Origin of the sequence: Saccharibacillus sp. CPCC 101409, from assembly GCF_030518235.1 — a bacterium.
GTDB lineage: Bacteria > Bacillota > Bacilli > Paenibacillales > Paenibacillaceae > Saccharibacillus.
This window is the reverse complement of sequence record NZ_JAULSA010000020.1, coordinates 1-12,179: the sequence shown is the minus strand read 5'-3', so window position 1 is coordinate 12,179 and position 12,179 is coordinate 1. Positions and strand designations below refer to the sequence as shown.

The following is a 12,179-nucleotide window of genomic DNA, read 5'->3' as shown; positions in this document are numbered from 1 at the left end:
GTCGCATGCAGCCGGATGGTTGTATGAGAGAGTGTTGTCGAATTCGGTCGCTTTGGCTATCGACCCTGGCCGTTTTCGTCGTATAATAGACACAAATTGACCATAACGGCCGGGCGGGCCCGGAAAGGAGTGCGGAAAAGTGAGCGAGATCATCGCGTCCCTGTCGCAGTGGACGGAATGGGCGGAGCAGGGATACACCCGTTTTCCGTATGTGCTGCGCAGTACATTGGAGAAGCAGCCGGACTCCTGGCTGGAAGCCTGGCAGGAAAGTTCTCCATATGCGTTTGTGCTGGAAAGCGGCAAGGAAGGGCGGTATACGTTTCTGGGCTTGGAAGCGGAGTCAATCCTGCAGGGGAAAGGCGCGGAAGCGAGGGTAACGAATTTTGCCCGCGCAACGGGTCGGAAGAGAAACGGTGAGGAACAAGCCGGCGGCGCGGGCGTTCGGGCGAAAGTTTCCGCATACGGCGGCTCGGGAACGGAACGAGGCGGCGAAGCGAAAATGACGGAAGAAGCCACCCGTGCCCGGGCGGCCGGAACCGCCGAAGCGAAGGGGCCGGCAGAGCAAGCGCCGCGGGAAGCGTTCCCCGATGCGGATGCAGCGCCGCAGGGCGCCCGGGCGGTTGGAGATTCCGCCGGCATGGAAGGTTCGCTTCGGCGGGGGACGCCGGTCGAAGCGATTCGCGGCTGGATGGAGCCGCACCGGGGGCCGCGGGTGCCCGGCGCGCCGAAATTCTGCGGCGGCGCGGTGGGCTTTCTCGCGTACGACGTCGCGAGATCGCTGGAGCGGCTGCCGGAGCTGGCCGGCGACGACCTCGGCGCAGCCGGGCTTCCCGATTACGCGTTTATGCGCGTAAGGGAGCTGTGGATTGTCGACCATGCGGAGCGGTCGGTGTACTGCGCCGTACAGGTTCCGCTTGGCGAGCTCGCCGGAGCGGAGGCGGCGGAGACGGCTGCTGCGCAGCCGGGGGCTTTCCCGGACGCGGCGGGATGCGCGTCCGGGAACGAGCGGCCGGAGCAGCAGGCCGCTCCGGTTGGGCGGGCCGCGCTGAAGGCGGCCTACGCGCAGGCGGCGCGGGATGCGGAGCGCATGCTGGAGCGCTGGCGGCGCTTCGAGCGCGCGGAGCCGGCGCACAGCGAAGCGCGGCGGGCGGAGATCGTCGACGAAGCGGAGCGGCAGCTTGCCGGCCGGCTCGACGCGGACGGTTTTGAAACGAAGTTCGCGCAGGCGGAGTTCGAAGAAGCGGTGCGCCGCATCCAGGAGTATATCCGCAGCGGCGACGTGTTCCAGGTGAATCTGTCGCTGCGCAAACAGCGCAGGCTCAAAGCCTCGCCCGAAGAAATCTACGAATGGATGCGCATCGTCAATCCGTCGCCTTATATGGGCTTCCTGCGCTTTCCCGGCTTCCAGCTTGTTTCCGGTTCGCCGGAGCTGCTGGTCAGGCTGGAAGACGGCCGTCTGGCCGCCCGGCCGATCGCCGGCACTCGTCGGCGCGGCGCCGACAAAGAAGAAGATCTTCGCATGGCCGAGGAACTGGCCGGCAGCGAAAAAGAACGGGCCGAGCATATCATGCTCGTCGATCTTCAGCGCAACGATCTGGGCCGCGCCGCCGCTTACGGCTCCGTCGTCGTCCCGGAACTGATGACGATCGAGCGCTATGCGCATGTGATGCATCTGGTTTCGCAGGTGGAAGCCGATCTGGCTCCCGGCAAGACGGCGTACGACGTAATCGCCGCCGTTTTTCCCGGCGGAACCATTACCGGCGCGCCCAAAGTGCGCACGATGCAGATCGTCGAAGAACTCGAACCCGTCCGCCGCGGCCCGTATACCGGCTCCATGGGCTGGATTGACTACAGCGGCAATATGGAATTAAATATTATTATTCGTACGCTGGTTGTCCAGGACGGAATCGGACATATGCAGGCCGGCGCCGGGATCGTGATCGATTCGGAACCGTACCGCGAGTATCGGGAGTGTTATAATAAAGCCCGCTCCGTGAGCCGCGCGGTCTTCTGCGCTGAGTTAGGAACAAAAATCGCTTACCCCTCCGGGCAAGGCGATTTGTAATTCCCGCGCCAAGCGAGCCCTAAAAAATCGCAGCCCTTCGGCACAGCGATTTCCGCTTCTCCGCGTTAAGCAAGCAGTTGAACTGCAAAGCGCGAAATCGCGGCCCGCGGGTCCAAACGATTTAAGCTTCTAAGGTTATTCGCTCTCTTGGCTCATCACGTCCTCAAACTCGCATTCTGCACTTCCGGAACCGTTACGTTCAACGTTTCCTGAAAGCCCGGCTCGCATACAAACACCTGCTTCGCTCCGGGCACTTTCGACAGCGGCCCGGAACTCGCCGCACTCTAAACAACAGGGTTCCGAAAATAAGTACACCCGTACACTTATTTCTCAAGAATTCCCGTTTTCCGGCCAAATAAATGCACAGATACATTTATTTCATCCTCAATGAGCCTGTTTACGGCACTGATCGCCAAATAGCTGTATCTGTGCACTTATTTACAAAAAAAGCCGCTATCTGTTCCAAATAACTGTATCTGAGCAGTTATTTCGGACTTCGCTCGCCGAATTCCATATTTGCGTGTAAAGGCAAGGTTAGCCGAGCCCTTGCAGCGCTTGGCCGCGATCCCAAGATCTAACTTCGCAAGAGTGGCCGCCCGTGAAACCCGATATATTGAGGATAGAACAGCATTTATCGAAAAATCCGGAGAACGCGCAGAAATTTTGATCCCTGTATACATTTTGGCGCAAAATCGATCCAAACAACGATTTGCCTGTAATATGTATTCCAAAGGTCGAAATTTCGCCGTCCTTTTTCATTATTCGCCGAAAGGAGACTCCCATTGATTCTGGTTATCGACAATTACGATTCGTTTACCTATAATCTGGTCCAATATCTGGGCGAGCTTGGCGAAGAAGTCGTGGTGCGCCGCAACGACGAGATCGATCTGGACGGCATTTGCCGGCTTGCGCCGGACCGTATTCTGCTGTCGCCGGGGCCGTGCACGCCGGACGACGCCGGGATTACGCTGGATACGATCCATGCGTTCAAAGGCCGAATTCCCATCTTCGGCGTATGCCTCGGCCATCAGGCGATCGGACAGGCATTCGGCGGCCGCGTCGTGCGCGCGCAGCGGCTGATGCACGGCAAAACCTCGCCGGTCCTGCACGGCGGCGGCTCGGTGTTCGAAGGGCTTCCGTCGCCGCTGACCGCGGCGCGCTATCATTCGCTGATCGTCGAGGCCGGGACGCTGCCGGACTGCCTCGAAGTGACGGCCTGGACGGCCGAGGGCGAGATCATGGGGCTGCGGCACCGCGAATATGCGGTGGAAGGCGTACAGTTCCATCCGGAATCGATCGTGACCGAGCACGGTCACGATCTGCTGCGCGGCTTTCTGCGCCGCGGCGCGGAGGAGGCCGTATGAGCGGAGACCGTTATCTGTCGCTGAACGGACAGATTGTCGAAGCGGCGACCGCGGCGCTGCCGGTGCTGGACCACGGCCTGCTGTACGGCATGGGGCTGTTCGAGACGTTCCGCACGTATGGCGGCAGCCCGTTCCTGCTCGATCGCCATCTCGATCGGCTGGCGCGCGGCGCGCGCCAGCTCGGCATCGCTTACGCCGCCGATTCTGCGGCGCTGCGCGCCGAGATCGCCGCCCTGCTGGCGGCGAACGGCCTGGCGGATGCGTATATCCGCCTGACGCTGACCGCCGGAGCCGAAGGCCTCGGCCTTCCCTCCGGCGACAGCTACTCCCACCCGAACCGCATCGTCCATATGAAGACGCTGCCCGAGAACCCGCCCTCCTGGACCTCGGAGGGCCGGACCCTCCAGGTCCTGAATACCCGGCGCAATACGCCGGAAGGCCCCGTGCGGCTGAAGTCGCTCCATTACATGAATGGCATTCTGGCCCGGCGCGAGCTTGGCGCCATACCCGGCGCCGAGGGCGCCGAAGGGCTCATGCTGACCCGCGAAGGCTTCGCCGCCGAAGGGATCGTCAGCAATTTCTTTTTCGCCGCGGGCGGCCGGCTGTACACGCCGGCTGTCGAGACCGGCATTCTGCCCGGCATCACCCGCGCTTTCGTGCTGGAGCTGGCTTCGCGGCTCGGCGTCGAAACCGCCGAAGGCTTCTATACGCCGGACGATCTGTCCGGCGCCGAAGAGATGTTCCTGACCGGATCGGTTCAGGAAATCGTGCCTGTACATAGATGGAGACAGCCGGACGGAACGACTTTCGTCGTCGGAAACGGCCGTCCCGGTCCGCTGACGCTGCGCTTGATGCGCGAATACCGACATTTTACGAAAGAAACGGGGAACTGAACATGAAGCCCACCCTTCATATCCGACACTATGCCTGGGGCGACGTCCGTTTTCACCTTGGACGCGCCACCCGCATCATGGGTATCCTGAATACGACGCCCGACTCGTTTTCCGACGGGGGCCGGTACGTCGATCTCGAAGCGGCCGTCCGCCACGCCCGCGAGATGGTGCTGGCCGGAGCCGACCTGATCGATATCGGCGGAGAATCGACGCGGCCGGGAGCCGATCCGGTCTCGCTCGACGAAGAATTGTCGCGCATCCTGCCCGTGGTCGAGAGGCTGCGGCGGGAACTGCCCGATATTCCGCTGTCCGTCGACACGTACAAAGCCGAAGTCGCCCGCCAGTCGCTGGCGGCCGGAGCGCACATCGTCAACGACGTCTGGGGCTGCAAAGCCGACACGCGCATGGCGCAGGTCGCGGCGGAAGCCGGCTGTCCGGTCGTGCTGACGCACAACCGTCCGGACACGAACTATACCGATCTGCTCGCCGATGTGGCGGCCGACCTGATGGAAAGCGTGCAGATCGCCCGCGCGGCGGGCGTGCTGGACGAGAATATCATTCTCGATCCGGGCATCGGCTTCGCCAAGAACGGCGTCCAGAACCTGCAATTGATGACGCAGCTGGGCCGGCTGGTGGAACTCGGCTTCCCGGTGCTGCTCGGCACCTCGCGCAAGCGGTTTATCCGCGACGTGCTGGATCTGCCGGCGGACCAAGTGATCGAAGGAACCGCCGCCACCGTGGCGTTCGGCATCGCCGAAGGCTGCCAGATCGTGCGCGTGCACGACGTGGCGGCGATCAAGCGCACCGTCAAGATGTGCGACGCCATGCTGTACGCGGAATCCGGCCGGTCCTACGAACCGCTTTCCTGATAAGCAGCGGACTTTTTTTGAAAAACGGAACGCTTACACAAATCGCAGCCCGTCCAATCGCGGAGCTTCGGCCGCCTGGTCTTGCCCGCAGTCTGATTATCCGGCGCATCTTCTCTCTGTTCGCTTGCAAGCTCGTCTTCGAAAGCAGTCAACACACCGATAGCTTGTACGCAATCGGCGGTACGATTGCGACCGTCCGACTCGCACCGGAAACGTGTGCAATTCAAAGCTTTTTCCCATCCCATCCCCGCCGGCTCCCCGATCGGACCGGCGCAGAAAGGCGGTATATCATGGACAAAATGACGATTTCCCGCATGGAATATTACGGCCGTCACGGCGTGTTCGAAGAAGAACGCCGGCTGGGCCAGCGCTTCTACGTCGGACTGGAGCTTGAGCTCGATCTGTCCGCGGCCGGGCTGACCGACGATTTGTCGCAGGCCGTCAATTACGCCGAAGTGCACGAAACGGTCAAAAGCGTCGTCGAAGGCGAGTCGGTCCAATTGATCGAGACGCTGGCCGAACGTATTGCATCCGCCGTACTGGGTACGTATACTAGGGTGGAAGCGGCGACCGTGAAGGTCACCAAGCCGCATCCTCCGTTCGATATCCACTTCGAAGGCGTCACCGTGGAGATTCGCAGGAGCCGAAAGTGAGACCGATAACATGAAGAAAGACATCACCCGGAACTTCACCTCTGAGCGATCAGAGGCTTATATTGCTTTGGGGGCCAATCTCGGCCGCCGCGAAGAAACGCTGCGCGAAGCGCTGCGTCTGTTGAACGAACACACGGAGATCGAAGTGCTGCGGGCGTCGGACGTGTACGAGACCGATCCGGTCGGCTATGCCGACCAGCCCGCTTTTCTGAACATGGCCGCCGCCGTCGCCACCTCGCTCAAACCCCAGGCGCTGCTCGGCGTGCTGCAGGAGATCGAGAACCGGCTCGGCCGCGTGCGCGATATCCGTTTCGGGCCGCGTACCGCCGATCTCGATCTGCTCTGGATGGACGGGCTGGCGATTTCGACCGAAGAGCTGACGCTGCCGCATCCGCGGATGCACGAGCGCTTTTTCGTGCTGGTGCCGCTGGACGACATCGTGCCGCAGAGCGAACCTTCGGGACTGCGCGCGCTGATCGACGATTCCCTGATCGAACTCGGGGCAGCCTCCGGCATCCGCGCTTTTTCCGGCCCGCTGTTTCCGTAAAGTCGGCGCTCCGGCTGTCCGGTATTCTTTTTCCCGCCGCCATATCTCAAATTTTAATAATATTTTGCTATTTTCCGCGGTGCGCGCTTTCCCGATATCCGCGATGCGCGCGCCTACATCGAAGAGGTGACTCCATACGCTCAAGATCGGCAGTATCGAATTGAAGAACCGCGTCGTGCTGGCCCCGATGGCCGGCGTCTGCAACCCCGCTTTTCGCCTGATCGCCAAAGAATTCGGGACCGGGCTCGTTTGCGCCGAGATGGTCAGCGACAAAGCGATTCTGAACGGCAATAAAAGAACGCGCGAAATGCTGTTTGTCGACGAACGCGAGAAGCCGCTCAGCCTGCAAATTTTCGGCGGCGACCGACAATCGCTTGTCGAAGCGGCGAAAGTTGTCGACCAGGAAACGAACGCGGATATCATCGATATCAACATGGGCTGCCCGGTGCCGAAAGTGACCAAATGCGACGCGGGCGCGCGCTGGCTGCTGAACCCGGACAAGATCCACGAGATGGTGTCCGCCGTAACCGCAGCCGTGCAGAAACCCGTCACGGTCAAGATGCGCATCGGCTGGGACAGCGAGCATATCTTTATCGAGCAGAACGCCAAAGCGGCCGAAGCCGCCGGCGCGAGCGCGATCAGCGTGCACGGACGTACGCGCGAGCAGCTTTACACCGGCACCGCCGATTGGAGCTGGATCAAGCTGGCCAAAGAATCCGTGCAGATTCCCGTGATCGGCAACGGTGACGTGGCGACGCCGGAAGACGCCAAGCGCATGCTGGACACGACCGGCTGCGACGGCGTGATGATCGGGCGCGGCGCGCTGGGCAATCCGTGGATGCTGTACAGCACCATTCATTATCTGGAGACCGGCGAGCTGGCGGGCGACCCGGAACCGGAGGAGAAGATCCGCATCGCCGTGCTGCATATGGACCGTTTGATCGCGCTCAGGGGCGAAACGGTCGCCGTGCGCGAGATGCGCAAGCACCTGGCCTGGTATCTCAAAGGACTGAAAGATTCGACCCGTATCAGGGACAGCATCATGGAAGGGACAACCCGCGCACAGATGGTCGCTACCTTGGAAGATTACATCGAGAACCTGCCCCGGCTTGCCGCCGCTGAAGCTTGATTGCTTCCCGTGGAACATTTTGTTCCAAACTTCGCGTTAATTCGACTCGGGAGCCGCTTCGGCGGTTCCTTTTTTCCATCTATAAAAGCGGTTACAAATAAGCAAGGAAACGCATTGACTTTTCGTAATCCTTCCCATATAATTTGTCAGTATAAAATTCGCCTCAGCAGCATAAATTCCAAAATGCGGAATATTCACGCTTTACCTGGATGCGGCATTTGATAGACGCGAACGATGCTAAAGCATCGACGTTCCTGGAGATACGACGGTTTCGGGCGCGACCTTCCGTTGGTATATTTCTTATAACGAGAAGCGGAACACGTCTACTTGTTTTAAAGGCGTGGTCGTTTCTATTTTGCCGTTGCCGTCCTTACAGGAATTTCGTATATTAACCCGATGTGAGAGTGCGAAAACTACTATTCACATGACAGGAGAATCGGTACAAATGAGCGATAAAGAGGTCATTCTCACCCAGGACGGGCTGAAGAAGCTGGAAGACGAGCTGGAAAACCTGAAATCCGTAAAGCGCCGCGAGGTTGCGGAACGGATCAAAGTGGCGATCGGCTACGGAGACATCAGCGAGAACTCCGAGTACGAAGACGCCAAGAACGAACAAGCTTTTATCGAAGGACGCATTATCACCCTTGAGAAAATGCTGCGCAACGCGCGTATTATCAACAGCGACGAGATCGGCACCGACGTGGTGAGCGTAGGCTCGACGGTTCAGGTCAAAGACCTGGAGTTCGGCGACGAAATGGAGTATACGATCGTCGGTTCCGCGGAGTCGAATCCGCTGGAGAACCGGATCTCCAACGAAAGCCCGGTCGGCAGCGCGCTGCTCGGCAAGTCCAAAGGAGCAACGGTCGACGTCAACGTTCCGGCCGGCGTCATCCAGTACGAAATTCTCGATATCAAAAAATAAACCGGTGCGTCCGCAAAGCGACACACCGTAAGTCGAGGGCTTTCCGCGACCGCTTCCGGCACTGCCGGGGCGGGAACGGGAGCCTTTTTTTGCCGATCGCGGCTTTACCTGCCCGATTCGTGTCGATTTCGCGTCCCGCAAGGTGGTTTCGCGGTTGACGAACGAGACGATTTGCGCCGATAATATAGGTTGACGATAAGCGGGGCCGGCCCGGCAGTTCCCGGCGGCGGCCACTTGCTAAGGACAGGAGCTGAAACACAAGTGTCTGAAGAAAACACAAACCAGGAAAACCAGGAAATCGAATTGAGCGAACTGCTCAAGGTACGCCGCGAGAAACTGGGGGAACTGAAACAGCTGGGCATCGATCCGTTCGGCGCCAAGTTTGAACGCAGCGAGACGGCGGCGGGCGTGCTCGCCAAGTACGATACATTGGATAAAGAAGAGCTGGAAGAGAAAGCGCCCCAGGTCACGCTGGCCGGACGCATCATGGCCAAACGCGCAATGGGCAAAGCCAGCTTCGCGCATATTCAGGACCTGACCGGACGCATTCAATTATATGTACGCAAAGATAGTGTGCCGGAAGAGCAGTACGACGCATTCTCGATTCTCGACCTTGGCGATATCGTCGGCGTGCGCGGCACGGTATTTAAGACGAAGACCGGCGAGACGACGATCAAAGTAGCGGAACTTACCGTACTGACCAAGTCGCTCCAGCCGCTGCCGGACAAATATCACGGTCTCAAAGACGTCGAGCTGCGCTACCGCCAGCGCTACGTCGATATGATCGTGAATCCGGAAGTGCAGCAGACGTTCATTTTGCGCTCCAAGATCATTCAGTCGATGCGCCGTTACCTGGACTCGCTCGGCTATCTCGAAGTGGAAACGCCGACCCTGCACTCCATCGCGGGCGGCGCGGCGGCTCGTCCGTTCATCACGCACCACAACGCACTCGATATGCAGCTGTACATGCGGATCGCGATCGAGCTGCATTTGAAGCGTCTGATCGTGGGCGGCCTGGAGAAAGTGTACGAGATCGGCCGCGTATACCGGAACGAAGGCACGTCGACGCGTCACAATCCGGAGTTTACGATGATCGAGCTGTACGAAGCTTACGCCGACTACAAAGACATCATGAGCCTGGTGGAAAACATGGTTGCCCATATCGCGGAAGAAGTGCTCGGCACGACGACCATCGAGTATCAGGGCCAGCCGATCGACCTCAAGCCGCAGTGGCGCCGGGTATCGATGGTGGACGCGGTCAAAGAAGTGACGGGCGTGGACTTCGGGGCGCAGATGACCGACGAAGAAGCGCACGCGCTGGCCAAAGAACACAAAGTGCCGGTCGAGAAGCATATGAAGTTCGGCCACATCCTGAATGCGTTCTTCGAGCAGTTTGTCGAGGAAACGCTGATCCAGCCGACTTTTGTAACGGGACACCCGCTTGAAATCTCCCCGCTTGCGAAAAAGAACGACCAGGACCCGCGTTTCACCGACCGGTTCGAGCTGTTCATCGTGGCGCGCGAGCATGCGAACGCGTTCAGCGAGCTGAACGACCCGATCGACCAGCGGGAACGTTTCGAAGCGCAGCTGCGCGAAAAAGAGCAGGGCAACGACGAAGCGCACGAAATGGACGAAGACTTTATCCGCGCGCTGGAATTCGGCATGCCGCCTACCGGCGGACTGGGCATCGGCATCGACCGTCTGATCATGCTGCTGACCGACGCCGCGTCGATCCGCGATGTGCTGCTGTTCCCGCATATGCGGAATCTGTAGAAAGCGGAAAGTTCTGCGCACGCCTATATAAATAACAAAAAGAAGATGCCGCCCCGGCATCTTCTTTTTGTTTTCCTCCTTTTGAACGGACTCGACGACGAAGCGAGGCGCGATTCAGCGTTCCTTTTTACAAAGAGAGTCCAGATAACCGTCCAGCAGCTTCTCCATCTTGGCGGACGGCATCTGAGCGGGATACAGCAGCCCGTGCAGCGCAACGCCGTCCACGAACACCTGCATCCGCTCCGCCTCTTCTTCGATGTCCAGCTCCTTCGGCGCGAAGTCGTATTCGACAAGTCCGCGTACAACGAGCAGCATCGCTTCCCTCAATTCCGCGTGCACCCGGTCCGCATGATCGCGAAGAGAGGGTTCGGACAGCGACTTGGATACGAATGCGAGCCACACCTCCATCTCCGACCGGCTTTCCTCATTCAAGGGCACCAACTCGCGCAGTACGTCCCGGGCAACCGCGGAGGCCGGACGATCGAACGACAGCGAGGATATCCGTTTGCGCACCCGCTCCGATACCAGACTCATCGAGAACGAGAACAGCTCCGCCTGCGTGGAAAAATAATGGCGCATCGAACCGGGCGACACGCCGGCTTCCTGAGCGACGTTGCGCACCGAAGCGTTTTCGATGCCCGAACGGCGAATTACCCTCCAGGCCGCTTCGGCGACTTTGATTTTTTGTTGTACGTGATCGACGATTTTTGGCATAGACCGATTATAGCACAGACGTATTTTTAAAAGCTTTAACTTTTTAGTACAGTTGTGTTAATATGGTTTTTATAAAATACAATTGTATCAAAAAGGAGGAAACAAGATGATCGGCTGGTTGATTGTAGCGTGCGAAGTAGGATTCTGGTTCATTGTGCTGCTGGGCTTGGTGACACGATACGTACTCAGGCTGAAAAAGTTGGGCGCGGTTCTGCTGATGCTGACGCCGGTGGTGGATCTGGTACTTCTGGGAGCTACGGTGATCGATATTCGCGGAGGAGCGGACGTAAGCTTTGTGCATGGACTGTCAGCCGTCTATATTGGAGCAACGGTCTCGTATGGGCATCGGATGATCAAATGGGCGGACGAACGCTTTGCTTACCGGTTTGCGGACGGTCCCGAGCCGAAGCGGCAGCCAAAAGCGGGACCGGAGCACGCGGCGCTGGAGCGGGCGGGCTGGTACCGTCATCTGCTGGCGTGGACGATCGGAAGCGCGCTGTTGGCCGGGATGATTCTATTGATCGGGGATATGGACAGAGCCGAGGCGTTGAGACTGTGGATCGTACGCTGGGCGGTAATCCTGGGAATCGACTTTGCAATCAGCTTCAGCTATACGCTGTGGCCGAGGAAGTCGAATAAGAAGGTACACGGATAAAAGCAGGGCGCAAGAGATTCCTTATCCCGTATGATTTTCTTCTAATTTATCGGAACTCTGCGGGAGGAAGGGGTCACTATTTGAAAAGCTATTCGAAAAAATGCTTGCTTTCTTAATATCAGCATGATATATTCTAGGAACGGCCTTGAGAGAGCGCCGGTGCGGTTCGGACAATGGAGCAGGGCGATGATGAGATCGGATGGAAGCTTCGAAAGAAGCCGAAAAAAAGATTTCAAAAAAGGCTTGCAAAACAAAATCGAACATGCTAATATATAAGAGTTGCTGCTGCGAGCGAAAGTCTGAACGGCAGAAACGAGAAACACAGTTTGCTCCTTGAAAACTGAACAGTAAGTGAGTCGCGATGGTGCAGATCATCGTGAGAATATAGATTCTTGAGCAATCGAGAATCGACAACGTTCGGAATGAAAATCGCGGATCCCTCTGGGCAAAGCGAATTGAAATTCCAGCGCCAAGCTTCAAAACGAGCACATGGTGCTTTCTTTTAAACGGTGACTTCGGTCGCCAACTTTAATGGAGAGTTTGATCCTGGCTCAGGACGAACGCTGGCGGCATGCCTAATACATGCAAGTCGAGC

At 58.6% G+C, this 12,179-nt stretch carries 12 protein-coding genes and 1 rRNA gene; 11 read left to right on the top strand and 2 right to left on the bottom strand.

What is annotated here, in order from left to right; translation table 11 throughout:
* The first annotated feature begins 139 nt into the window (after positions 1-139).
* The 4 genes from QWJ34_RS24170 (at position 140) to folP (ending at position 5,191) form a co-directional block, all read left to right on the top strand.
* Positions 140-2,065 carry an anthranilate synthase component I family protein gene (locus QWJ34_RS24170; RefSeq protein ID WP_302731673.1) on the top strand — a complete coding sequence of 642 codons (1,926 nt, stop codon included), beginning with the start codon at positions 140-142 and terminating at the stop codon, positions 2,063-2,065.
* A 782-nt stretch (positions 2,066-2,847) separates the two neighbouring features.
* Complete coding sequence (locus QWJ34_RS24165; protein ID WP_302731672.1) at positions 2,848-3,429, top strand: anthranilate synthase component II; 582 nt, start codon at positions 2,848-2,850, stop codon at positions 3,427-3,429.
* Complete coding sequence (locus QWJ34_RS24160; RefSeq protein WP_302731671.1) at positions 3,426-4,322, top strand: aminotransferase class IV; 897 nt, start codon at positions 3,426-3,428, stop codon at positions 4,320-4,322. The genes QWJ34_RS24165 and QWJ34_RS24160 overlap by 4 nt, the downstream gene beginning before the upstream one ends.
* A 2-nt stretch (positions 4,323-4,324) precedes the next feature.
* The gene (gene folP, locus QWJ34_RS24155; RefSeq protein WP_302731670.1) at positions 4,325-5,191 is read left to right on the top strand and encodes a dihydropteroate synthase; all 867 of its coding nucleotides are present in this window, start codon (positions 4,325-4,327) and stop codon (positions 5,189-5,191) included.
* Here the strand turns inward: folP and QWJ34_RS24150 are convergent.
* The gene (locus QWJ34_RS24150) at positions 5,173-5,436 is read right to left on the bottom strand and encodes a hypothetical protein (RefSeq protein ID WP_302731669.1); all 264 of its coding nucleotides are present in this window, start codon (positions 5,434-5,436) and stop codon (positions 5,173-5,175) included. The genes folP and QWJ34_RS24150 overlap by 19 nt on opposite strands.
* 45 nt (positions 5,437-5,481) lie before the next feature.
* Here QWJ34_RS24150 and folB point away from each other — a divergent pair, with 45 nt between their 5' ends.
* From folB to lysS, 5 genes are all read left to right on the top strand, one after another.
* Positions 5,482-5,844 carry a dihydroneopterin aldolase gene (folB, locus tag QWJ34_RS24145; RefSeq protein ID WP_302731668.1) on the top strand — a complete coding sequence of 121 codons (363 nt, stop codon included), beginning with the start codon at positions 5,482-5,484 and terminating at the stop codon, positions 5,842-5,844.
* A gap of 22 nt (positions 5,845-5,866) precedes the next feature.
* On the top strand, positions 5,867-6,391 hold the full coding sequence (gene folK / locus QWJ34_RS24140) for a 2-amino-4-hydroxy-6-hydroxymethyldihydropteridine diphosphokinase (protein WP_302731717.1): 525 nt from the start codon (positions 5,867-5,869) through the stop codon (positions 6,389-6,391).
* 145 nt (positions 6,392-6,536) lie between these two features.
* Positions 6,537-7,520 (top strand): tRNA dihydrouridine synthase DusB, encoded by a 984-nt coding sequence (dusB, locus tag QWJ34_RS24135; RefSeq protein ID WP_302731716.1) that lies wholly within the window; start codon positions 6,537-6,539, stop codon positions 7,518-7,520.
* A 445-nt stretch (positions 7,521-7,965) separates the two neighbouring features.
* Positions 7,966-8,442, top strand: a complete 477-nt coding sequence (greA, locus tag QWJ34_RS24130) for a transcription elongation factor GreA (RefSeq protein ID WP_302731667.1) — start codon at positions 7,966-7,968, stop codon at positions 8,440-8,442.
* Between the two features lie 261 nt (positions 8,443-8,703).
* Positions 8,704-10,215: a lysine--tRNA ligase gene (gene lysS, locus QWJ34_RS24125; RefSeq protein ID WP_302731666.1), complete on the top strand. Its 1,512-nt coding sequence runs from the start codon at positions 8,704-8,706 to the stop codon at positions 10,213-10,215.
* Positions 10,216-10,329: 114 nt separating this feature from the next.
* On the opposite strand, the gene QWJ34_RS24120 is transcribed toward lysS, so the two are convergent.
* Positions 10,330-10,929: a TetR/AcrR family transcriptional regulator gene (locus QWJ34_RS24120; RefSeq protein ID WP_302731665.1), complete on the bottom strand. Its 600-nt coding sequence runs from the start codon at positions 10,927-10,929 to the stop codon at positions 10,330-10,332.
* Between the two features lie 106 nt (positions 10,930-11,035).
* On the opposite strand from QWJ34_RS24120, the gene QWJ34_RS24115 reads away from it, so the two are divergent.
* Together QWJ34_RS24115 and QWJ34_RS24110 are read left to right on the top strand one after the other, a co-directional pair.
* Positions 11,036-11,584 (top strand): hypothetical protein, encoded by a 549-nt coding sequence (locus QWJ34_RS24115; protein WP_302731664.1) that lies wholly within the window; start codon positions 11,036-11,038, stop codon positions 11,582-11,584.
* 528 nt (positions 11,585-12,112) lie between these two features.
* A 16S ribosomal RNA gene (locus QWJ34_RS24110) occupies positions 12,113-12,179 on the top strand; the annotation flags it as partial.

Excerpts from the sequence above, each read along its gene's own strand:
- QWJ34_RS24160 (WP_302731671.1), top strand. The coding sequence starts at position 3,426 with ATGAGCGGAGACCGTTATCTGTCGCTGAACGGACAGATTGTCGAAGCG.
- folP (WP_302731670.1), top strand. The coding sequence starts at position 4,325 with ATGAAGCCCACCCTTCATATCCGACACTATGCCTGGGGCGACGTCCGT.
- QWJ34_RS24150 (WP_302731669.1), bottom strand. The coding sequence starts at position 5,436 with ATGGGATGGGAAAAAGCTTTGAATTGCACACGTTTCCGGTGCGAGTCG.
- folB (WP_302731668.1), top strand. The coding sequence starts at position 5,482 with ATGGACAAAATGACGATTTCCCGCATGGAATATTACGGCCGTCACGGC.
- greA (WP_302731667.1), top strand. The coding sequence starts at position 7,966 with ATGAGCGATAAAGAGGTCATTCTCACCCAGGACGGGCTGAAGAAGCTG.
- QWJ34_RS24120 (WP_302731665.1), bottom strand. The coding sequence starts at position 10,929 with ATGCCAAAAATCGTCGATCACGTACAACAAAAAATCAAAGTCGCCGAA.
- QWJ34_RS24115 (WP_302731664.1), top strand. The coding sequence starts at position 11,036 with ATGATCGGCTGGTTGATTGTAGCGTGCGAAGTAGGATTCTGGTTCATT.